This window comes from Labedaea rhizosphaerae (genome assembly GCF_004362825.1).
Classification (GTDB): Bacteria; Actinomycetota; Actinomycetes; order Mycobacteriales; family Pseudonocardiaceae; genus Labedaea; species Labedaea rhizosphaerae.
Map to the genome: position 1 here is coordinate 284,735 of NZ_SNXZ01000006.1, position 22,003 is coordinate 306,737.

The 22,003-nt window shown below is 70.8% G+C and carries 17 protein-coding genes; 5 read left to right on the top strand and 12 right to left on the bottom strand.

The genetic code is table 11. From position 1 onward, the window contains the following. The first annotated feature begins 4 nt into the window (after window positions 1-4). A complete protein-coding gene (locus tag EV186_RS30345) occupies window positions 5-3,262 on the top strand; it encodes an ATP-dependent helicase (protein ID WP_208115860.1) in 3,258 nt (1,085 codons plus the stop codon). A 61-nt stretch (window positions 3,263-3,323) separates the two neighbouring features. Here the strand turns inward: EV186_RS30345 and EV186_RS30350 are convergent, their stop codons facing one another. The 9 genes from EV186_RS30350 to EV186_RS30390 all read right to left on the bottom strand — a co-directional run bounded on the left by EV186_RS30350 (window position 3,324) and on the right by EV186_RS30390 (window position 17,230). Continuing rightward, window positions 3,324-3,503 (bottom strand): DUF6104 family protein, encoded by a 180-nt coding sequence (locus EV186_RS30350; protein WP_133852893.1) that lies wholly within the window; start codon window positions 3,501-3,503, stop codon window positions 3,324-3,326. An 85-nt stretch (window positions 3,504-3,588) separates the two neighbouring features. Beyond that, on the bottom strand, window positions 3,589-7,326 hold the full coding sequence (locus EV186_RS30355; RefSeq protein WP_133852894.1) for a multifunctional oxoglutarate decarboxylase/oxoglutarate dehydrogenase thiamine pyrophosphate-binding subunit/dihydrolipoyllysine-residue succinyltransferase subunit: 3,738 nt from the start codon (window positions 7,324-7,326) through the stop codon (window positions 3,589-3,591). Window positions 7,327-7,515: 189 nt separating this feature from the next. Further along, window positions 7,516-11,283 (bottom strand): ABC transporter ATP-binding protein, encoded by a 3,768-nt coding sequence (locus EV186_RS30360; protein WP_424983671.1) that lies wholly within the window; start codon window positions 11,281-11,283, stop codon window positions 7,516-7,518. A 65-nt stretch (window positions 11,284-11,348) separates the two neighbouring features. After that, window positions 11,349-12,191 (bottom strand): ABC transporter permease, encoded by an 843-nt coding sequence (locus EV186_RS30365; RefSeq protein ID WP_133852895.1) that lies wholly within the window; start codon window positions 12,189-12,191, stop codon window positions 11,349-11,351. After that, on the bottom strand, window positions 12,191-13,360 hold the full coding sequence (locus tag EV186_RS30370) for an ABC transporter ATP-binding protein (protein ID WP_133852896.1): 1,170 nt from the start codon (window positions 13,358-13,360) through the stop codon (window positions 12,191-12,193). Before EV186_RS30370 ends, EV186_RS30365 begins: the two co-directional genes overlap by 1 nt. 91 nt (window positions 13,361-13,451) lie before the next feature. Next, window positions 13,452-13,853 (bottom strand): hypothetical protein, encoded by a 402-nt coding sequence (locus EV186_RS30375; RefSeq protein ID WP_133852897.1) that lies wholly within the window; start codon window positions 13,851-13,853, stop codon window positions 13,452-13,454. Between the two features lie 2 nt (window positions 13,854-13,855). Then, window positions 13,856-13,990: a hypothetical protein gene (locus EV186_RS40595; RefSeq protein WP_279538341.1), complete on the bottom strand. Its 135-nt coding sequence runs from the start codon at window positions 13,988-13,990 to the stop codon at window positions 13,856-13,858. A gap of 419 nt (window positions 13,991-14,409) precedes the next feature. Next, window positions 14,410-15,525: an alanine dehydrogenase gene (ald, locus tag EV186_RS30385; RefSeq protein WP_133852899.1), complete on the bottom strand. Its 1,116-nt coding sequence runs from the start codon at window positions 15,523-15,525 to the stop codon at window positions 14,410-14,412. Window positions 15,526-15,676: 151 nt separating this feature from the next. Then, a complete protein-coding gene (locus tag EV186_RS30390; protein ID WP_133852900.1) occupies window positions 15,677-17,230 on the bottom strand; it encodes a PucR family transcriptional regulator in 1,554 nt (517 codons plus the stop codon). A 63-nt stretch (window positions 17,231-17,293) separates the two neighbouring features. Between EV186_RS30390 and EV186_RS30395 the strand changes: the two genes are divergently transcribed. Together EV186_RS30395 and EV186_RS30400 are read left to right on the top strand one after the other, a co-directional pair. Next, the gene (locus EV186_RS30395) at window positions 17,294-17,674 is read left to right on the top strand and encodes a hypothetical protein (RefSeq protein ID WP_133852901.1); all 381 of its coding nucleotides are present in this window, start codon (window positions 17,294-17,296) and stop codon (window positions 17,672-17,674) included. Between the two features lie 136 nt (window positions 17,675-17,810). Then, window positions 17,811-18,167, top strand: coding sequence for a VOC family protein (locus EV186_RS30400; protein WP_341815705.1), 357 nt, complete (start codon window positions 17,811-17,813; stop codon window positions 18,165-18,167). Here EV186_RS30400 and EV186_RS30405 read toward each other — a convergent pair. The 3 genes from EV186_RS30405 to EV186_RS40600 form a co-directional block, all read right to left on the bottom strand. Continuing rightward, entirely contained in the window at window positions 18,164-19,054 is an 891-nt protein-coding gene (locus EV186_RS30405; protein ID WP_133852903.1) for an SGNH/GDSL hydrolase family protein, read from the bottom strand. The two genes, EV186_RS30400 and EV186_RS30405, sit on opposite strands and share 4 nt — an antisense overlap. 31 nt (window positions 19,055-19,085) lie before the next feature. Further along, window positions 19,086-20,651, bottom strand: coding sequence for an aklavinone 12-hydroxylase RdmE (rdmE, locus tag EV186_RS30410; protein ID WP_133852904.1), 1,566 nt, complete (start codon window positions 20,649-20,651; stop codon window positions 19,086-19,088). A gap of 228 nt (window positions 20,652-20,879) precedes the next feature. Continuing rightward, window positions 20,880-21,008 (bottom strand): hypothetical protein, encoded by a 129-nt coding sequence (locus EV186_RS40600; protein ID WP_279538343.1) that lies wholly within the window; start codon window positions 21,006-21,008, stop codon window positions 20,880-20,882. A gap of 35 nt (window positions 21,009-21,043) precedes the next feature. Between EV186_RS40600 and EV186_RS30415 the strand changes: the two genes are divergently transcribed. Further along, entirely contained in the window at window positions 21,044-21,466 is a 423-nt protein-coding gene (locus EV186_RS30415; protein ID WP_133852905.1) for a DddA-like double-stranded DNA deaminase toxin, read from the top strand. A 3-nt stretch (window positions 21,467-21,469) separates the two neighbouring features. Then, window positions 21,470-22,000, top strand: a complete 531-nt coding sequence (locus EV186_RS30420; protein ID WP_133852906.1) for a hypothetical protein — start codon at window positions 21,470-21,472, stop codon at window positions 21,998-22,000. Window positions 22,001-22,003: the final 3 nt, after the last annotated feature.

Consider the following 22,003-nt stretch of genomic DNA (forward strand, 5'->3'; position numbering starts at 1 on the left):
CGCGATGACCATTGAGGCTGAGCAGCGGATCGTCGGGCCACGGACGTTGGCGTTGGCGCTGGGGTTGCACCCGCCGACGGAGGAGCAGGAAGCGGTCATCGCCGCGCCGGTCGAGCCCGCGCTGGTGGTCGCGGGTGCGGGCGCGGGCAAGACCGAGACCATGGCCGCGCGCGTGGTGTGGTTGGTGGCCAACGGTTTGGTGCAACCCGACCAGGTCCTCGGCCTGACGTTCACCCGCAAGGCCGCCCGCCAGCTCGCCGAACGCATCCGGGCCCGGCTGCGCCGCCTCGGCGGCTCGCCGCTGCTCGACGAGCTCGACCCGTCCGGGCAGCGCCGGGTCGCCGTGCTCACCGGCGAACCGACCGTCCTGACCTACCACGCCTACGCCGGGCGGCTGGTCGGCGAGCACGGCCTGCGCTTGCCCGTGCAGCCCGGCGCGCGGCTGCTCACCGAGACCGCGTCCTGGCAGCTGGCCAACCAGGTCGTGACCACGTGGGCCGACGACCTGGACACCGACAAGGTCCCGGCCACGGTCACCGAGCACGTGCTGCGGCTCGCCGGTGAGCTGGCCGAGCACCTCGTCGACCCGGACGACATCCGCGCGGTCACCGAGCGGGTCACCCGGTGGATCATGGAGGCGCCGCCGCACAAGGGCCGCGCGGGCAAGCTGTCGGAGCTGAAGAAGATCGTTGCCGCGCAACAGTTCCGGGTCAGCCTGCTGCCGCTGGTGGAGGCCTACGAGGCGGCCAAGCGGCGCGAGGGCGCGCTCGACTTCGGCGACCAGATGGCGTTGGCCGCGCGCCTGGCCAGCGAGCACGACGAGGTCGTGGCCGCCGAGCGCGAGCGCTACGCGACCGTGCTGCTCGACGAGTACCAGGACACCGGGCACAGCCAGCGCGTGCTGCTGCGCTCGCTCTTCGGTGGCGGCGCGGGCGTCCCGGTCACCGCGGTCGGCGACCCGGCGCAGGCCATCTACGGCTGGCGCGGCGCGAGCGCGGCCAACCTGCCGCGGTTCACGACGGACTTCCCGATCCGCGTCGGCCGCGACCTGGTCCCGGCGCGGGAGTACGGCCTGCTCACCAGCTTCCGCAACCCGCCGGAGGTGCTGGCGCTGGCCAACGAGGTGGCCGAGCCGCTGCGTGCGTCCGGGCTGGCCGTGGACCGGTTGCGTCCCCGCGACGACGCGCCGGACGGCCACGTGCGGGTCGCGTTGCTGGAGGACATCCGCACCGAGCGCGACTGGGTCGCCGACCAGATCGCCGCGCGCTGGCGCGAGGGTGAGCTCTCCGGCGAGCTGCCGACGGCGGCGGTGCTGGTGCGCCGCCGCGCCGACATGCCGGAGATCGCCGCGGCCTTGCGCGCCCGCGGCTTGCCGGTCGAGGTGGTCGGTCTGGGCGGGTTGCTGGACGAGCCGGAGATCCGCGACCTGGTGAGTGCGCTGCGCGTGCTCGTCGACCCGTTGGCGGGCACGGCCGCCGCGCGGTTGCTGACCGGGTCGCGCTGGCGACTGGGTGCCGCCGACCTGGCTGCGGTGTGGCAGCGGGCCCGGGTGCTCGCCGGGGACGCGCCGACGACCTCGAGCGGGGACCCGCTGGCCAACGTGCTCGACGCCTTGCCCGGGGAGCACGCCGAGCAGGCCTGCCTGGTCGACGCGCTGGACGACCCGGGCGACCCCGCCGCGTACACCCAGCAGGGCTATGCGCGGCTGACCCGGCTCGGCGGCGAGCTGGCGGCCCTGCGCCGCCGGCTGGACCAGCCGCTGCCCGAGTTGGTCGCCGACGTGGAACGCACGCTGCTGCTGGACATCGAGACCTTGTCGCGGCCGGGTGCCGGACGAGCCAACCTGGACGCGTTCGCCGACGTGGTCGGGGACTACGCGGCCGCGACCCCGTCGGCGACGCTGACCGCGTTGCTGGGCTACCTGGCCGCCGCGGAGGTCGCCGAGGACGGTCTGGAGAAGGCGGAGGTCGTCGTCGCGCCCGACCGGGTGCAGGTGCTCACCGTGCACGCGGCGAAGGGCCTGGAGTGGCAGGTCGTCGCCGTGCCGCACCTGGTGAAGGACGTGTTCCCGAGCCGCAAGCGCGCGTCGTCGTGGCTGAAGAACGTGACCGAGCTGCCCGCGGCCCTGCGCGGCGACCGCGACGACCTGCCCCGGCTGGTGCTCGACGACGAGGCCGATCGCAAGGCCGTGACCGAGGCGCTGGAGGCGCACGAGCAGGAGTTCGACCACCGGCGGCTGATCGAGGAGCGGCGGCTGCTGTACGTCGCGCTGACGCGGGCCGAGCGGGTGCTGCTGATCAGCGGGCACTGGTGGAACGAGACCAGCTCGACCCCGCGCGAACCGTCGGACTTCCTCGTGCAGATCGGGGAAGCGTTGTCCGCCACGGATTCCTGGGCCGTGCGGCCGCCGGACGACCAGGCGAACCCGCTGACCGAGGTGGCGGTGACCGCGCAGTGGCCGGCCGATCCGTTGGGGGAGCGGCGCGGACCGGTCGCCGAAGGTGCCGCGTTGGTGCTGGCGGCGATGGATTCCCTGCCGGCGGAGGAAGGCGACTCGTCGGACCAGTTGTCGATGGACTTCGACGACCCGGAGGGCTGGGCGCGCGACGTCGACGTGCTGCTGGCCGAGCGGGCGGCGGCGCGGGCGCGGCGGGAACGCGTCGCGCTGCCTGATCACCTGTCGGTGAGCCAGCTCGTCGAGCTGGCGGCGGACCGGGATGCGCTGGCGCGGCGGTTGCGCCGGCCGCTGCCGTACCCGCCGAACCCGGTGGCGCGCCGGGGCACCGCGTTCCACGCGTGGCTGGAACGGCGGTTCGCCTCCAGCCGGTTGCTGGACCTGGACGACCTGCCCGGCGCGGCCGACGACACCGCGGTGACCGACGAGGACTTCGAGGCGCTGCGTGAGGCTTTCCTCGCCAGCGAGTGGGGTTCGCGGACGCCCGATGACGTGGAGGTGCCGTTCGCGACCGAGGTCGACGGGATCTCCGTGCGCGGGCGGATGGACGCCGTGTTCGCCGACGGGGACGGCGGGTGGACCGTGGTCGACTGGAAGACCGGGGCGGTTCCCTCAGCCGAGCGGATGCCTTCGCTGGCCGTGCAGTTGGGGGCTTACCGGTTGGCGTGGGCCTCGTTGTCCGGTGCGCCGCTGGCGAAGGTCAGGGCCGCGTTCCACTACGTGCGCCACGACCGGACCATCCGCCCGGCCGATCTCCTTGACCTGGAAGGACTTCGCGCCCTGCTGCGCTCGGTGCCTGCGTCCTGACCAGTCCTGAGTGGACAAACGGCCGCACCGGGAAGCGGTGCGGCCGTTGTCGTGCTTCAGGTCAGTCCTCGAAGTCGTCGTCGTCGCGGGCCAGGTAGGTGGCCAGGCGTTCGACGGCGTTCTCGAACTCGGGGTGCTGGTCGACGAACGCGCGCATCTTCTCGGCCAGCCAGGCCAGCGTGACCTCTTCCTCGCCACGCCGGTCGGCCAGCTCCTCCAAGCCTCGATCCGTGAAGTACACCGACCGAACCTCATTCCCACATCGCACCAGATCCGCACGGCCCGGCAGCCGGCGAACGGCGCCGGGCTCGTGCGAATGAGGTTCGCTACTCGAAAGCCTTCTCGATGATCGCGCGCTGCTCGAACTCGTGGACCTTGCTCGACCCCGCCGAGGGCGCCGACATCGGCCGGCGCGACACGCGCTGCATCCGGCCCAGGCGCTCCGGGAACTTGTCGCGCACGAACAGCCCGTAGAACGGCCACGCGCCCTGGTTCGCCGGCTCCTCCTGCACCCAGCGCACGTCGTCGGCGTTCGGGTAGCGGTCGAGGGCGGCGCCGAGCTTCTTCTCCGGCACCGGGTACAGCTGCTCGACCCGCACGATCGCCACGTCGTGGGCCTCGCGCTTGGCCTTCTCCGCGGCCAGCTCGTAGTAGAGCTTGCCGCTGACCAGCAGGATCCGGCGCACCGCCGCCGGGTCGGTCATCGACGGGTCGTCGATCACCGACATGAAGCGGCTGTCGTCGACGAAGTCCTCGACCGGGCTGGTCGCGGCCTTGTTGCGCAGCATGGACTTCGGCGTGAACACCACCATCGGCCGCTGCACGCCGTCGAGGGCGTGGCGGCGCAGCAGGTGGAAGTAGTTCGCGGGCGTGGACGGCATGGCCACCGTCATCGAGCCCTCGGCGCAGAGCTGCAGCCACCGCTCGATGCGGCCCGACGTGTGGTCCGGGCCCTGGCCCTCGTGGCCGTGCGGCAGCAGGATCGCCACGTCGGAACGCTGGCCCCACTTGGCTTCCGACGAGGAGATGTACTCGTCGATCACCGACTGGGCGCCGTTGACGAAGTCACCGAACTGGGCTTCCCACAACACCAGCGCGTCGGGGTTGGCCACCGAGTAGCCGTACTCGAAGCCCAGCGCCGCGTACTCCGACAGCGCCGAGTCGTAGACCAGGAACCGGCCCTGGTCCTCGGCCAGGTTCTGCAGCGGCGTGTACTCCTTGCCGGTCTTGCGGTCGATCACCACGGAGTGCCGCTGGGTGAACGTGCCGCGCCGGGAGTCCTGGCCCGCCAGGCGAACCATCTTGCCTTCCATGTTCAGCGACCCGAACGCCAGCAGCTCACCGAAGGCCCAGTCGATGCCGCCTTCACGGGCCATCTTGGCTCGCCGCTCCAGCACCGGCTTCACGCGCGGGTGCGGGGTGAAGCCCTCGGGCAGCTCCACGTGCGCGTCGGCGATGCGCTCGAGCGTCTGGCGGGAGATCGCGGTCGGCACCTTCTGCGGCACCTGCTGCTCGGACTCCACCGACGGGCTCGCCGTCACGGGGTGCTTCTCCAGCTCGCGCACCTCGTTGAAGACGTGCTCGAGCTGGCTGGAGAAGTCCTTCAGCGCCTTCTCGGCTTCGTCCACGGAGATGTCCCCGCGGCCGATCAGCGACTCGGTGTATCCCTTTCGGACACTGCGCTTGGTGTCGATGATGTCGTACATCGCCGGCTGCGTCATCGAAGGGTCGTCGCCCTCGTTGTGGCCGCGGCGACGGTAGCAGACCATGTCGATCACGACGTCCTTGTTGAACGCCTGCCGGTAGTCCATGGCCAGGCGCGCCACCCAGTAGCACGCCTCCGGGTCGTCGCCGTTCACGTGGAAGACCGGCGCCTGGATCATCTTCGCCACGTCGGTGGCGTACTGGCTCGAGCGCGACGCCTCGGGCGCGGTGGTGAAGCCGACCTGGTTGTTGATGATCACGTGCACGGTGCCGCCGGTGCGGTACCCGCGCAGCAGCGCCAGGTTCAGCGTCTCGGCGACCACGCCCTGCCCGGCGAACGCGGCGTCGCCGTGCAGCGCGACCGGCAGCACGGTGAAGCCACCGGTGGAGCTGTCGCCCTTGTCGAGCAGGTCCTGCTTGGCCCGGACGATGCCCTCGAGCACCGGGTCGACGGTCTCCAGGTGCGACGGGTTCGCGGTCAGCGACACCTTGGTCTCGCCGTCGCCGAACATCCGGAAGTACTTGCCCTCGGCGCCCAGGTGGTACTTCACGTCGCCGGAGCCGTGGGCCTGGCCCGGGTCGAGGTTGCCCTCGAACTCGCGGAAGATCTGCGAGATCGGCTTGCCGACGATGTTGGCGAGCACGTTGAGCCGGCCGCGGTGCGGCATGCCGATGACGACCTCGTCGAGCTCGTACTCGGCCGCCTTGTCCAGCACCGTGTCCAGCAGCGCGATGACCGACTCGCCGCCCTCGAGCGAGAACCGCTTCTGGCCGACGTACTTGGTCTGCAGGAACGTCTCGAACGCCTCGGCGGCGTTCAGCTTGGACAGGATGTACTTCTGCACGGCGGCCGGGGGCTTCTCGTGCGGCACCTCGACGCGCTGCTGGATCCAGCCGCGCTCGGCCGGGTCGAGGATGTAGGTGTACTCGACGCCGACGGTGCGGCAGTACGAGTCGCGCAGCACGCCGAGCACGTCGCGCAGCTTCATCCGGTCCTTGCCCGCGAACCCGCCGACCGGGAACTCGCGGTCGAGGTCCCAGAGGGTCAGGCCGTGGGACAGGATGTCGAGGTCGTCGTGGCGGCGCTGTCGGTAGTTCAGCGGGTCCGTGTCGGCCATCAGGTGACCGCGGGTGCGGTAGGCGTCGATCAGCTCGATCACCCGGGCGGTCTTGTCGATCTCGCCCTCGGGGATGTCGGCGACCCAGCGCACCGGCTCGTACGGGATGCGCAGCGCGGTGAAGATGTCGTCGTAGAAGCCCTCTTCACCCAGCAGCAACTTGTGGATCTTGCCGAGGAACTCGCCGGACTCGGCGCCCTGGATGATCCGGTGGTCGTACGTGGACGTCAGCGTGATGATCTTGCTGATGCCCATGTCGGTCAGCGCGCGGTCGCTCGCGCCCTGGAACGGCGCGGGGTACTCCATCGCGCCGACGCCGAGGATCGTGCCCTGGCCGACCTGCAGGCGCGGGACCGAGTGGACGGTGCCGATGCCGCCGGGGTTGGTCAGCGAGATCGTCGTGCCCGCGAAGTCGTCGGCGGTGAGGTTGCCACCGCGCGCCTTGCGGATGATGTCCTCGTAGGCCTGCCAGAACTGCAGGAAGTTCATGTTCTCGGTGTTCTTGATCGACGCGACGACCAAGGTGCGGGAACCGTCCTTGCCGTGCAGGTCGATGGCGAGACCGAGGTTGACGTGCTCGGGGGTGACCGCGACCGGCTTGCCGTTCTCCTCGGCGTAGTGCCGGTTCATGTTCGGGTACGCCGCGAGCGCGCGGATCATGGCGTAGCCGATGAGGTGGGTGAAGGAGACCTTCCCGCCCCGGGTCCGCTTGAGGTGGTTGTTGATCACGATGCGGTTGTCGGCCAGCAGCTTGGCAGGAACTGCGCGCACGCTGGTGGCCGTCGGCAACGTCAGCGAGGCGTTCATGTTCTTCGCGATGATCGCGGCCGGGCCGCGCAGCGGCTTGCTCTCGTCACCGTCGTGCTTGGCCGGCTGCGGCTTCGCCTGCTCCTTGGCCGGCTGCTGCTTCGGCTGCTGCGCCTGCGTCGACTGCGCGGACTTCTCAGCGGCCTTGGCGGGTGCCTTGCCGTTGCTCTCCGGCTTCGCGCCCTCGGACCGCTCGGGCCGCTCGGGCTCGGCCGGCGGCTTGGTCGCGGTGGCCGTCGACGTCGAAGTCGACTGGTTGGACTGGCTCGCGGCCTGCTCGCGTGCAGTGCCGGCGCGCTGTGTGGGCTTGTAGTCCGCGAAGAAGTCGTGCCATGCGGGATCCACCGATGAGGGGTCCGCGAGGAACTGCTCGTACATCTCCTCGACGAGCCATTCATTGGGGCCGAACTGCGACGCAGGACTGCTGCTGGACACGGCTGGGCTTCGCCTCTATCCATCTCGTTCTCTGGTGAAACACACTCTGACGCCAAGGCTAGTACGCGTAGCCGTACGCGTGTCACAGAACCGGACCGCCGTGGTCAAGCTCATGTGGTGCATTCGTCACTGTATCGATCAGTGGATCGGTTCCCGCACGCCCCGGCCCCGGTCGCGGCCGGGGCCGGGCTAGTGGGTGGCCACTTGTTCATCGTGGACCGTCGGCACCTCGGTGAGGTCCATCCGTCCGTAGCGCCACAGCCGCGCGTAGTGACCGTCCTGGGCTAACAACTCCTCATGGCGACCGGTTTCCACCACGCGACCCTCGTCCAGGACCACGATCCGGTCGGCGCGGGCCGCCGTGGCCAGGCGGTGGGCCACCACGAACGTGGTGCGGGTGCTGGCCAGGCGGTCGCTCGCCGCCAGGACCACGCCTTCCGTCGCCGGGTCCAGCGCGGCGGTGGCCTCGTCGAGCAGCAGGATGTTCGGCTCGACGAGCTGGGCCCGGGCCAGGGCGACCAGCTGGCGTTGTCCCGCGGACAAGCCCTGGCCGCGCTCGCCCACCTCGTGGTGGAAGCCGTCGGTCAGGCTCGCAACCATCGGCAGGGCGCCGACCTCGCGCACCGCTTGTTCGACCGCGGGCTTGTCGGCCTCCGGGCGGCCGTAGCGGACGTTGCTGGCCACGTCGCCGGTGAACAGGTGCGCTTCCTGTGGGACCACGCCGAGGCGCTGGTGGTAGCCGACGAGGTCGTAGTTGCGCACGTCGACGCCGTCGACCAGGACTTGGCCCTCGGACGGGTCGTAGAAGCGCGACACCAGCTTCACCACGGTGGACTTGCCCGCGCCGGTCGCGCCGACCAACGCCACCGTCTCACCGGGGGCGACACGCAGGGACACCCGGTCGAGCGCGGGGGTGTCGCTGCCCTGGTACCGGAACGTCACGTCGCGCAGCTCGACCTCGCCGCGCAGGGTCGCGGGCACCGGGACCGGGTCGGCGGGCGGCTCGACCGTGGTCGGGGTGCGCAGCAGCTCGCCGATGCGCTGCAGGCCGACGCGGGCCTGCTGGTAGCCGTCGAACACGCCGGACAGTTGCTGCACGGGGTTGAAGAACAAGCTCAGGTACAGCTGGAACGCCAGCAGCACGCCCGGGCTGATCGTGTGGTCGGCCACGCCGAACGCGCCGACCACCAGGACCGCCGCCTGCGACAGCCCCGACAGCAGCGCCACGAACGGGAAGTACGTGGCGATGTAGCGCTGAGCCCGCAGCCGCGAGCGGCGGTAGGCGTCGCTGCGCTCGGCGAACGCCTGCGCCGACGCGTCCTCGCGGGTGTAGGCCTGGGCGACCCGCAGGCCCGACACGTTCTCCTGCATGTCGGCGTTGACCACGCTGACCTTCTCGCGCGCCTCCGCGTACGCCCGCGACGACAGCCGCTGGAAGATCACCGTGGCCACGGCGAGGACCGGCACGACGGCCAGCGCCACCATCGCCAGCGAGAAGTCGGTCACCAGCAGCGCGACCGCGACGCCGACGATCGTCAGCACGCTCGCCACGGCCGTGGTCAGGCCGGTCTGCAGGAACGTGGACAGCGCGTCGACGTCCGTGGTCATCCGGGTCATGATCCGCCCGGCCAGCTCACGCTCGTAGAAGTCGAGGCCGAGCCGTTGCAGGTGCGCGTAACTGCGCACCCGCAGCACGTACAGCAGGCGTTCGCCGACCCGCGCGGTCAGCACGGTGTTGACCCGCGTGTCGAACCAGCCGAGCACCACCAGCACCGCGGCGAACGCGGTCGCGCCCCACAAGGCGCCGGTCGCGCCGGTCACCACGCCGTGGTCGACGCCGGAGCGGACCAACGTCGGCAACGCCATCGACACCAGCGTGTCGCCGATGACCAGCAGCAGCAGGATCCCCATGGTCCAGCGCACCGGGCGCAGCAGGCTGAGCAGCCGGAAGCGGGGATCGGGCGCGGTCGGGTCCTCGTCGTGGTTGAGCTTCGGGACCTCGGTGGCGGGTGGCAGCGCCTGCACGGCGGCGAGCAGTTCCGGGGTCGGCGGCATGTCCAGTTGGGCGGCCTGCATGGGACCACCCACGCGCGGTGCGCCGGTCCGGGCGTTGACGGGTACCGAGGAATCGGCCGGCTCGACGGGCTCCGGCCAGAGCGCCGGGGTCACGCCGTCCTCGCCGGGGACGAGGTCGTCGGTGGTGGTCGCCTCCTCGATGGCCTCGCCCGGGCCGGCCAGCAGCGCCCGGTAGAGCGGGCACCGCTCGGTCAGCTCCGCGTGCGTGCCGACGTCGACGACCTTGCCCTTGTCGAGCACGGCGATCCGGTCGGCCAGCGAGAGGGTTGACCGCCGGTGGGCGATCAGCAGCGTGGTGCGGTTCGCGGTGACCGAACGCAAGGTGTCGTGGATGGCGGACTCGGTGGCGTTGTCGACCGCCGAGGTCGCGTCGTCGAGCACCAGCACCCGCGGGTCGGAGAGCAGCGCGCGGGCCAGCGCGATGCGCTGGCGTTGTCCCCCGGACAAGGTGAGGCCCCGCTCGCCGACCGGCGTGTCGTAGCCGTCGGGCAGGGCCCGGACGAACTCGTCGGCCTGGGCCGCGACGGCGGCCGCGACCACGTCCTCGTCGGTGGCGTCCGGCCGGCCGTAGGCGATGTTGTTGCGCACGGAGTCGGAGAACAGGAACGCCTCTTCGAACACCACGCCCACGGTGCGGCGCAACGAGTGCAGCCGCAGTTGCCGCACGTCGACCCCGCCGACCCGGATCGCGCCCTCGTGCACGTCGTAGAACCGGGGCAACAGCAAGGAAACCGTGGACTTGCCCGAACCGGCCGTGCCCACCAGCGCCAGCGTTTCGCCCGGGTCCACCCGCAAGGACACGTCGTCGAGCACCGGCTCGCTGCGGGTGTACCCGAACGTGATGCCGTCCAGCTCCACTGGGACCGGGCCGGGCGGCACGTCCTGGGCGTCGGGCGCGTCCACGATGGCCGGCTGCGAGTCGATCAGCTCGTACACCCGCTCGACGCCTGCGCGGGCCAGTTGCGCGTTGACCAGCAGCCCGGACATCAACCGCGCGGGGCCGACGAGGTTGGCGACGTAGGTGGCGAACGCCAGGAACGTGCCCAGCGTGACCTGGCCGTGCATGGCCATGTAGCCGCCGAGCGCGAGCACCGCGACCTGACCGGCCGCCGGCATCGCGATCAACGTCGCGGCCGGCCGCGAGGTGAGCGCCGCCGCGCGCATGCGCTCGGCGAACAGCCGCCGCGCGGCCTTCTCCAGCCGGCTGATCTCCCGCGCCTCCTGGCCGAAACCCTTCACCACGCGGACGCCGGTGACCGTCTCCTCCACGTGCTGGGCCAGGTCGGCCGCCCGCTGCTGCGCCGACCACGTGGCCGGGAACAACGTGAGCCGGGTGCGTGCGGCCACGTAGGCGACCACGGGCGTGACGACCAGCGCGACCACGGTCAGCAGCGGCGACAGGCTCAGCATCGCGATCAACGCGGCGACCGCGAACACGACCGTGCCGACCGCGAGCGGCACCATCATCAACAGCCCGGCCACCAGCTGCAGGTCGGTGATCGACCGCGACACGACTTGTCCCGTGCGCAACGCGTCCTGGTTGCCGCCGTCGAGGCGCTGCACCGAACCGAACACGGCCCGGCGCAGGTCGTGTTGCACGTCAAGGGAAAGCCGGCCCCCGACGTACCGGCGCACGAACGCGCCGGCGAACGTCAGCAGCTCCAGGCCGATCAGCCCGGCCGCGAGCCACCCGATCCGGTGCGTGCTGCCCGCGACCGCGTCGTCGACGGCGACCTTGACCAGCAGCGGCCCGCCCGCCTGGAACCCGACGCCCACGGCCGAGGACAGGATCGAGAGCAGCACGAGGCGCGGGTGCGCCCAGCACGCCCCCGCGAGCCTGCGGATCCACCCTTGTTCGTTGTTCGACGCAGCTATCCCCACGCGGGCCACATTAGGCCCACCCCCCGACAGTGTGCTAAATCGCAGGTCAGAGGGCTAAAAGCCGATCAGGTGATGTCGCGGCGGCGGGCGACGAGCCAGCCGATGATGCCGAGCACCAGGGCCCAGACCGCGAAGATCACGCCGTTGGTCCACCAGTCCGGCACGTGGTTGAGCAGCAGGACCGTGCGGATGCCGCGCTCGACCTGCGGGGTGTCGCTGTCGCCGGCCAGGTCGCCGGGCAGGTTGCCGAACAGCAGCCGGACCGCCAGCTCCATGGTGGTGTTCGCGGCCGACTGGTACGGCAGGTAGGGCACGACGTTCTCCATGCCCTGGTTGTTCATCACCGGTGCGAGCACGCGCTCCACGACGAGCACGTAGACGATCAGGCTGACCACGGCCCCGACCTGGTTGCCGATCAGCGCGCCCACGCCGACGCCGAGCAGCACCCACATGATCATCACGAGGATCGACGCGAGCATCAGCTGCGTCCAGGCGCCGAAGGCGGGCACCTCGTCGCCGATGGCGCTGCCGATCGTGCCCGTGATGGCGCAGATGATGCCGTAGAGCGCGCCGATCGTGGTGTAGGTGAAGAGCTTCGCCGCGAGCACCGCGCCCCGGCTGCTGCCGGTCAGGTAGCTGGTGGTGATCGTCTTGTGCCGCAGCTCGCCGGTGAGCGAGGTGGCGCCGAAGATCAGCCCGAAGATGGTGGCGAAGTTGTAGCCGTAGGCGAAGGTGACGAACGCGAGCGGCAGGCTGCCGCCGAGCGTCTCCGCCTCGTCCTGCAGCGCGCCGAGGGCCGAGCCACCCCACGCGAACACCAGCGCGATGATGGCGGCTGGGATCAGCAGCGCCCACCAGAGCTTGGTGGTGAAGATCTTGCGGTACTCCGCGGCGATCAGGCGGCCCATCAGGCGTTACCTCCCCATCCACCCTGCTGCGGCCAGCCTTGCTGCGGTGGTTGTTGTTGTGGCGGCGGTGGTTGCTGGTAGCCCTGCTGCGGGAAACCACCTGAAGGCGTGCCTTGCTGGGGGAAACCACCTGAAGGCGTGCCCTGCTGGGGGAAGCCGCCCGACGGCGTGCCCTGCTGGTACTGCTGCGGTGGCATCTGCTGCGGCATCTGTTGCGGGGGCAGCTGCTGGGGCGGTTGCTGACCCGGCAGCGGCGCGCCGGAGTACTGACCGCTGGTGAGCCGGAAGAACATCTGCTCGAGGTCGGCGCGCTCCTCCTGCAGCCAGTAGATCGGCGTGCCCGCCTGGAACGCGAGGTCACCGATCTGCCGCGCGGTCGCCCCGGTCACCGCGAGCCGGTTGCCGTGCTGCGTGGGCGAGATGTTGGTCAGGCCGGCGCCGCGCAGCGCGTTGGTCAGCGCCTCGGGGTTCCCGGCCTCCACGAGGACCTGGCCCTGCTGCGTGCCACGCAGGTCGTCGAGCTTGCCGTAGAACATGGTCTGGCCGCGGCTGATGATCACGACCTGGTCGATGGTCTGCTCGATCTCGGCGAGCAGGTGGCTGGAGACCAGCACCGTGCGGCCGCTGCCCGCGAACGACCGCAGGAACCCGCGCAGCCAGGCGATGCCCTCGGGGTCCAGGCCGTTGGCCGGCTCGTCGAGCACCAGCACCTGCGGGTCGCCCAGCAGTGCGGTGGCCAGCGCCAGACGTTGTTTCATACCAAGGGAAAAGGCGCCGGCCGAGCGGTGCGAGGCCTCGCGCAGGCCGACCAGGTGCAACACCTCGTCGGCGCGCTGGTCGGGCAGCCCCATGGCCGCCGTGTAGACACGCAGGTGATCGCGGGCCGAGCGCTTGGGGTGGAAACCCTGCGCCTCCAGCACGGCACCGACGACGCGGCCGGGGTTGCCGAGGTGGTTGAACGGCTGGCCGTTGATCGTCGCGTGCCCGGCGGTCGGCGTCACCAGGCCGAGCAGCATGCGCAGCGTCGTCGTCTTGCCCGCGCCGTTCGGGCCGAGGAACCCGGTGACCGAGCCCGGCTCCACCTGGAAGCTGAGGTTCTGCACCGCGTTGACCCTGCCGAAGGTCTTCGACAGGTTGTTCACCACGATGCGACCACTGCCGTCCTGCACGGGCCCTCCCGTTGGTCGAGGCGTGTCGGTGGCGACATCCTGCCGTACGGGGTGGGGCGGCGTGCGTCAGATGGTCAAGCTCGTCCGTGTATCACTCGCAGCGGTGAACCGGTTGCGGACCGTCAGCAGCGATGATCGGCAGCTCCATGGTCAACTCGCCGGGCAGGTCCTGCGCCATGGTGCGGCGGAACCCGGGCCGGTGCCGTTCGCCGCGACGCTGGCCGTCGCCGATCAGGTGCCGGTGCGCGAGCCGCCAGACCTGGCACGGCCACCGCCTGCCCCGCAACCGGTGCGGGCACGCGACGCAGCGGCTGTTCTCGTCCGAGCGGTGCACTTGCAGGAGCAGCCGCCAGCCGTCGGTGAGCCGGGAGAGCTCGGCGCGCGCCTGCGTCGGCGAACTGGTGCCCGCGGCGACCGCGTCCAGCCGGTCGAGGCTGCGCAGGACCGCGGCGCGCAGGCTCACGCTCACCTGGGTCTGCTTGCGTGCCGCCATGGTCAGCCCGCCGCGGCGTCGAGCCCGGCCTGCTCCAGCGTCCGGCCGAGCTGGCGGGTCTGCGCGGGCGACAGCACCGCGGACGAGCCCGGCGGGGACACCAGGACCACCGCGCCGCGTTCGACGAGAACCGTCACCGCGCGATCGCGGCCGAACGGATCGTGACAACTGAGGTACCACCTGGGTTCGGTCACTGGGAGGACATCGGCCGTTGCGGCCCGCGGCAGAACCCCGGTTCACTCCATTGGCGCGGCATTCACTCGATCGTGCCTTTCGCGCTTGCAACTATCACGACATTTGGTCCCCCACTTGCACCACAACAACCGTTTCATGCCTAAGCTGTACCCGGCGGCCCGCTCCCAGTGACCCCCAGGCTGGTTGAGCGGGTCGCCGCTCGCTTTGTGAGACACGGTGGTTCGAGACCAGGCCCCGGCCGAATCTCGTTCGGTGGTCGTTTGTCCTCCCCAGACGCCTGACCAGGCACAAGAGTGGCAATCCGAGAATGCAAAACGCCCCGCTCGCGCGGAAAGCGCGGGCGGGGCGAAATGCGTCGGGGTCAGGCCAGGACGCTCTCCACGGGCACCGACTCGATGCCGTGGGCCGCGCCGACGGGGGCGTTGGTGAGCTTGCCGTCGTGCATGTTGAGGCCCAGCGACAGCGCCTTGTCCGCGCGCAACGCCGTGTGCCAGCCGTGCTCGGCCAGCTGGACCGCGTAGGGCAGGGTCACGTTGGTCAGCGCGAAGGTCGACGTGCGGGGGACCGCGCCCGGCATGTTCGCCACGCAGTAGAAGACCGAGTTGTGCACCGTGTAGGTCGGGTCCGCGTGCGTGGTCGCGTGCGAATCGGCGAAGCAGCCGCCCTGGTCGATCGCGATGTCCACGAGCACCGAGCCCGGCTGCATCTGGGCGACGAGTTCGTTGCTGACCAGCTTCGGCGCCTTCGCACCCGGCACCAGCACCGCGCCGATCACCATGTCGGCGGCGCGCACCTCGTGCTCGACGGCCTGCTTGTTCGACGTCAGCGTGCTCAGCCGGGCGCCGAACTGGGCGTCGAGCTGGCGCAGCCGGTCGACGTTGGTGTCGAGCACGGTCACGTGCGCGCCCATGCCCAGCGCGATGGTCGCGGCGTTCATGCCCGCGACACCGCCGCCGATCACGACGACCTTCGCCGGCGGCACGCCCGGCACGCCACCGGGCAGCACGCCGCGCCCGCCGGAGGGCTTCATCAGCGAGTACGCGCCCACCTGCGGCGCGAGCCGGCCCGCGACCTCGGACATCGGCGCGAGCAGCGGCAGCGCGCCGTTGGCGGTCTGAACGGTCTCGTAGGCGATCGCGGTGGTGCCGGCGTCGAGCAACGCCCGGGTCAGCGGCTCGTCGGCGGCGAGGTGCAGGTAGGTGAACAGCACCTGGCCGGACCGCAGCCGCGGGTACTCGACCGCGATCGGCTCCTTGACCTTCAGCACCAGGTCGCCCTCGCCCCACACCTCTTCGGCGGTGGCGAGCACCTTGGCGCCCGCGGCCAGGTACTCCTCGTCGGTGAACGCCGAGCCGAGGCCCGCGCCCGCCTCGACGAACACGTCGTGGCCTCTGCTGGACAGCTCGTGGGCGCCCGCGGGGGTGAGCGCCACCCGGTATTCGTGGTTCTTGATCTCGCGGGGGACGGCGATGCGCACCGGAGGAGTCCTTTCGGGCCTGGGCCAAGTGGGTGTTGTACACCACGATGGAGCAGTCAAAACGCCTTGTCATCGTGCTGCTGGCACTACCAGTGTGCGCTTCTGTCGTGCCGTCGGCACAGTGACCGATCTCAGCACGGGGGACCGAATCTCAGCGCCAGAACTTCACGGCCAGCTGAGCCAGCAACGCGAGCCGGACATCCGGGTCGCTGAGCTCCACCGCCGCGAGCGTGGCGATCCGGTTCATCCGGTGCCGCAACGTGTTCGGGTGGATGCCCAGCACCCCGGCCGCCGCGCGCGGGTCGCCGGGGTGGCGCAGCCAGTGGTAGAGCGTGGCCACGTACTCGGTCCCGTTCGCCTCGTCGTGCCTGGTCAACAGGGGCAACGGGCCCACGTCCAGCACACCCGGGGCCGCCGAGGCCGCCACCCGGTGCAACGCCAGGACCGGCCAGGCCTCCTCGTGGCTCGCGACCGGCCCCGCGACCAGGCCGGTGCGCACCAGCCCGAGCGTCTCCTCGGCTTGGGCCCGCGACACCGCCAGTTCCCCGATCGCCATGGCCGAACCGGCCCCCACCAGCGGTTTCACCGGTCCGGCGCGCTCGGTCAGCGCCTTGCGCAGCGCCGGCCACCCGCTGTCGCAGTCGCGGTCGGGCACCACCGCGTAGAGCACGTCGTGCAAGTCGGCGACCGCGGGCCGCCGGCCGACGCCGGCGGTGATCCGTTCCCACAACGCCAGGCGCGCGCCCTCCGCGCCGAGCACGTCGTCGGTGTCCACGTCGATGGCGACCACGCGGTGCGGGCCGTCCTCGAGGTCCAGTTCGGCGATGGCGAGCCGCGGGCTGCCGACGCCGTCGAGCAGCGAGCGGACCAGTTCGGCCGAACGCCGGCGTTCGGCGTCGTCGCGGGCCCGGCGGCGCAGCAGGTGCAGCGCGACGACCGGTGCGGCGTCGGCGAACGCGGCCGCCCGCTCCTCGGGCACCGGCCCCGGCACGACCGCCCACATCGAGCCGAGCAGCTCGCCGCCCATCCGGATCGGCACGATCAACCGCGGTAACGTGCCGTCCTTCTGCTGCGGCACGAAGATCGTCGTCCGGCCGCGGGAGAGCTGGCGGAACACACCCCGTGAGCGGAACTTCGCGAGGACGTCGTCCGGCACCCGCCGGCCCATGATCGTCGAGACCCGGGCCGGATCGGTGCGGTCCTGGCGGGCCGAGTAGGCGATGACCCGGGAGTTCGCGTCCTCGATGGTCACCGGGGCGTCCACAACGGACGCGGCCGCGTCGGCCAGCCGGAAGAGGTCACCGAGCCCGCCTGCCGGCAACCGTCCGTCCGACTCGGACTCCTCGGCCGCGTCGATCACCGCGCGCAGCAACCAGACCAGCTGCGCCCACGCCGCGCCCGCGTGCACCTCCAGCACGGCCGTCCCGCCCGACCGGGCCGCGCCACGCACCGCCGTCCGCGCCGCGAGCGGCGGCTTCAGCAGGACCGCGGCGACCTTCTGCTCGGCGCAGTGCCGGACGAGGTCCACGGCCTGCTCGGTGGTGCTGACCGCGACGCCGAGCACCAGGTCCCCGGCGGCGAGGTGGGTGCGCCGGCCGAGCTCGGCGATGACGACGTCGGTCACGGCCACGTCGCCGGCGCCGGGCAGCACGGTGCGCAGCAACGTCGGCCCGACCCGGTCGACCACGCCACGCACGCTGATCATCGCGCTGTCACATCTCCGCAAGCTGTCCAGTCATGTGTGCAGAGTGCACCAGAGGAGGAAGCAATGCGCAGTGCTGTCCTGACCGTCGCGGCCGTGGCCGGGCTCGGTTACCTCGCGGGCGGGGTGTGGGCGATGGTGGCGCCGCAGTCGTTCTTCGACGTGATCGCCACCTACCCGCCCTACAACCGGCACCTGCTGCACGACATCGGCGCGTTCCTGATCGGCATCGGGATCGGGACGCTGGCCGGTGTGTGGTCGCGCAACGCCTTGATCACCGGGCTCGCCGGCGTCACCGCCGCGTCGGTCGCCCACGCCGTGTCCCACCTGGTCGACGAGCACCTCGGCGGGCACGACAGCGATCCGTGGCTGATGACCGCGCTGGCGATCGTGCTGCTGATCGCCACCGCGGCCGCCGTCAGGACTCAGGCCCGGACACGCCGTTGAGCAGGGCGCGCAACGCGTTCAGCTCCTTGGCCAGCGCGGCCGACCCGGCCTGGGTGCCGCCGCAACCGGATGTTTTCGTCAAGCCGTGGGCTGCGGGAACGGTGAAAATGGCTTGATGCTCAGAGGTGTAAGCCAAGTGGTGTTGTACGTGTCGGACCAGGCGGTGGCCAGGCGGTTCTGGACCGAGGTGATCGGGTGCACGGTCGCCACCGACGCCGAGTACGGGGACGAGCGGTGGCTCGAGGTGCTGACGCCCGACGGCCACACGCGGCTCGTGCTGACCAAGGCGCAGCCGGGGTTCGAGCGGCCCGCGGCGCGGGACGACCTACCGCACTCGAACGTCTTCTTCTACACCGACGACATCGAGGCCACCCACCGCGAGCTGACCGCGAAGGGCGTGGCTTTCCCGGCCCCACCGGTCAAGCAGTCGTGGGGCTGGTGGGCGATGTTCGAGGACCCCGAGGGCACCCGCTTCGCCCTGCGCCAGGACTAGAACGGGAAGAGCGTGCCCAGCAGGCTCAGCCCGGCGACCACGGCCATGCCGGTCGCGTTGGGGTGCATCGGTGCGGCCGGTGACTGCGGCACCAGGCCCTCCACCCACTTGCGGCCGGGCTCCTGGCAGGCGTCGTGCCCGTAGGACCACGTGTAGGTGTCGACGAACCGGTCGCCGGCCTTGCGTGCCTCGGTGGCGACCATCTTGTTGAGCTGGCGCTCCACCGAGTCGAAGTAGGGCCCGTCACCGGCCGCGAAGGGCACCGTCGGGAAGCAGCTGCCCTGGGCCGGCAGGATGCGCAGGTACCCGACGACCAGCACGCGGGCGTGCGGCGCGCGGGCCCGGATGCCGGCCAGCACGGCGTCGACCAGCGGCGCGGCCTTCTCGATCCGCTTGGCCAGCTCGTCGGTGCCCGACGCGCCGTAGTGCTGCTCGCACGGGTTGCCGGTGGGGTCCTGGCGGGCGAGCGCGCCGCAGGTGGCCAGGATCTCGCCGAACCCGGTGTCGTTGCCGCTGATGGTGACGCTCACCAGGTCGGTGTCCTTGGTCAGCGCGTCGAACTGCGGTGGTGCGACGCCGCCGGAGACCTGCTGCGGCTGCGTCATGTGCACGGTCGTCGCCCCGCTGCAGGTCGCGTCGGTGAACGTCCGCACGTGCAGCGCGGCGGCCAGCAGGGTCGAGTAGTTGTGGTCCGAGCGGGCGCAGCCGGCGGGCGTGCCGTGCTGGGTGGGGATGCCCGGACCCGCGGCGTAGGAGTCGCCGAGGGCCACGTAGTGCTTGACCGGCGCCGCCCACGACCGCGGCGCCGCAGTTGCCTGCGACGCCGCGCTGGTCATGATCAAAGCCAGCACCATCATCACGACCGCACCAGCGGCTCTGCCACGCATGGCGACAGCCTTGTCAGGTCGGCCTTCGGTGTCAACGATCGAGAATCGCGGCCACCGCGGCGGTGAGGGCGGCGGTCGGGTCCTCGGGCGCCTCGACGGCCCGCCAGGCGACCATCGCGTCGGGGCGGATCAGGCTCGCGCCGGTGGGGCCAAGGCCGTACTTGGCCGCCACGGCGTCCGGCAGTTCGGCGCCGTAGACCCGGATCGGCAGGCCGGTGGCCGCGGCCGCGGCGCGCCAGCGGGCGTCGTCCTTGCCGCACACGAGTGTCCACTCCGGACCGAACAGCTCCACTGTGGACGACTTGCCGTCGACGTCGACCGGGACGTGCGGCGCCGGGAAGCCGGGCCTACCCGTTGCCATGAACGGGTTTTCCGCCGGTGCCGGGTCGTCGTCGCCCTGGTCGGGGATGATCGCGGCGGACCGGTAGCGGAAGCCGCCCATCAGCCCGAGCATATCGGCGGGCGGTGGCGGCACGTCGGACAGGTCGAGGTCGGGGAAGAGGCGCTCCTTGGCGTTGTAGAGCGAGGTGGTGATCACCATCTCGGCGATGGGCCGGCGTTCGGCCTCGTAGCTGTCCAGCAGGCCCGGGCCCGCGTGCCCGTTCAGCACGGCGGCGAGCTTCCACGCGATGTCGTAGCCGTCCTGGACCGCGGTGTTGCCGCCCATGCCGCCGGTCGGCGGGGTCACCTTGGCGGCGTCGCCCGCGAGGAAGATCCGCCCGTCGCGGAAGCGATCGGCCAGCCAGGCGGCCATCTCCCACGCCTGCACGGTGATGATGTCCGGCTCCAGGTCCGGCTTGTCGAGGGCGATGCGCATCAGCTCGACGATCCGCTCGCGGGTGAAGTCGGCGGCCGACTCGCCGCGGTCGGGGTGGTAGTCGATGCCGAAGATGTAGGAGTCCGAATCGGTCGCGCCGCCGAAGACGCCGGTGAACGCCGGGTTCTGCAGGTAGTAGAGCAGCGACGTGTCGTGCTCGACGTGCCCGCCGAGGTCGGCCTTGAACAGCACGCCGACGACGCTGGAGAGCGAACCCTTGCCCTGGCGTCCGATGCCCAGCTTGGTGCGCGTGCCGCCGCGGTGCCCGTCGGCGGCGACGACGTAGTCGGCCCGCAACTCGGTGACGCGTTCGGTGTCGCGGTCCAGCAGGCGAGCGGTCACGCCCGTGTCGTCCTGGTCGAGCGAGACCACCTCGGTGCGGAACCGGACCTTTGCCTTGTACTGCTGGGCTTTGCCCAACAGGATCGGCTCGGCCTTGTCCTGCGTGGCCATGCCGAGCGGGAACGGCGTGATCGCCGAGAGGTCGAAGTCCTCGCCGCCCGCCATGATCGTGTTGAAGACCTTGCCGTGCACGCTTTCGGCGATCTTGATGGTCAGACCGCCCTGCATGCCGTGGCTCGCGGCCAGGATCTCGTCGGCCACGCCGCCGATGTGCATGAGCTGCATCGTCCGCGGGTACTGGCCCGCGGCTTTCGGGTGCAGCGAGGTGCCCGGGTGTTTCTCCACGAGCGTGACGTCGATGCCTTGCTGGGCAAGGAAAAGCGCTGCGCTGGAGCCGGCGAGCCCGGCGCCGATGACCAGTACCTGTGTGGTGTCCATGTCCCATCCCCTTCGTTCCAGAAGTATCTTAGCCAACAAAAGGTTCGACAAGCAAGATACTTCGCTTCGCGAAGGTACTGAGGCGTGTCCCACATTCGCGCGGGGCGTGTCCCCCGTTCCGACCGGGTGTGTCCCACGTTCGGAGCGGGCGTGTCCCCCGTTCCGGCTAGGTGTGTCCCCCGTTCGGGCTGGGTGTTCCACGTTTCGGCTCCGTTGGCGGCGGCCAGGTCATACGTCCAGGTCGGCGTAGGTGCAGCCGACCAGTTCGCGGACGAGCTGATCGGCTTGCAACCAGCGCAGGGCGAGGATCGCCAAGATCTGACCGCGTTCCGGGTCGCCCGGACGGGCGGATGGCATTGTGTTCACGGAGCGCACACGTAAGGCTACAAGCTGTGCGCAAGCTTCTCTTCATCGTCATTCTTGGCGTACTGGCATGGGTCTTCGTGGTGCCGAGCTGCTCGACGAAGTTCGGGTGCGAGTCGGCGCCCGCTGTTGCGAATGCAGACGACCGGGACTGCCCATCGGACATCGAGGATGCGGGGTCGGACGCCGAGTGGGCAGCGGCGCGCCTTGAAGAGATCAAGGGGCAGAAGCCGACCGTCGGCCTGGCCTATGACGATGAAGGCACAGAGCAGAGGTATGACAGTCGCAAGGATGCCACTGCTGCTCGGGTCAACGAGATTCTGCGTGAACTCGGCGTGCTGCCACCACGTGGATACGCAAGCACAGCGTCGGACGTGGAGATGAAGGTGGCGGCCGACATGCGAGACGGAGAGGTGGAAAGCGATGACCTCGACAACGTTCACAGGAGATGACCAATGACGGCGTCGTACGACGGGCCGCTGGCGAGGTCGGACCTCTACTACGCCGACAAGTACGAGCTGAGCCCGCATGGCGTGTTCCAGTTCGAGGACGCGACCTACGCGGTGACCTTTGCCTACGAAGACGGGGTCCTGCGCTGTCTGGACACGATGATGCGGTTCCCGGACAAGCCCGCCACACCTCGATTCGCCCTCCGGCCCGAGGGATATCGGGAGAAGCGCCCGGAGTGGCCGGTTTCCGCTCTTCGCTTCGACTACGACATCGAGCACCAGGTGGCGGCAGTGGTGCTGCTCGCCCTGGACAAGGACGCCAATACCCACGCGTGGATGAGCCGGGGCACAGCCGGCCGCGACGGCGTCGAGTTGACCCACTCGACTTGGAGCCCCGAGGCCAACCGGTTCCCGCCGGAGTCGTTCATCACCATCGCCGAGCTACGAGCCGTCGTGGTGCAGTGGGCGTTTGGTGACGTACTGCCGCCTTCGGCGATCACCTGGACCGCTGTCGCGCACGACCTTGTCGGCTGGTAGCGG

Bases quoted from the DNA above. Each gene is read 5' to 3' on its own strand.
- EV186_RS30345 (WP_208115860.1), top strand. From the start codon at position 5: ATGACCATTGAGGCTGAGCAGCGGATCGTCGGGCCACGGACGTTGGCG.
- EV186_RS30365 (WP_133852895.1), bottom strand. From the start codon at position 12,191: ATGGGCCGCCTGATCGCCGCGGAGTACCGCAAGATCTTCACCACCAAG.
- EV186_RS30375 (WP_133852897.1), bottom strand. From the start codon at position 13,853: ATGGCGGCACGCAAGCAGACCCAGGTGAGCGTGAGCCTGCGCGCCGCG.
- EV186_RS30390 (WP_133852900.1), bottom strand. From the start codon at position 17,230: ATGATCAGCGTGCGTGGCGTGGTCGACCGGGTCGGGCCGACGTTGCTG.
- EV186_RS30395 (WP_133852901.1), top strand. From the start codon at position 17,294: ATGCGCAGTGCTGTCCTGACCGTCGCGGCCGTGGCCGGGCTCGGTTAC.
- EV186_RS30405 (WP_133852903.1), bottom strand. From the start codon at position 19,054: ATGCGTGGCAGAGCCGCTGGTGCGGTCGTGATGATGGTGCTGGCTTTG.
- rdmE (WP_133852904.1), bottom strand. From the start codon at position 20,651: ATGGACACCACACAGGTACTGGTCATCGGCGCCGGGCTCGCCGGCTCC.
- EV186_RS40600 (WP_279538343.1), bottom strand. From the start codon at position 21,008: ATGCCATCCGCCCGTCCGGGCGACCCGGAACGCGGTCAGATCTTGGCG.
- EV186_RS30420 (WP_133852906.1), top strand. From the start codon at position 21,470: ATGACGGCGTCGTACGACGGGCCGCTGGCGAGGTCGGACCTCTACTAC.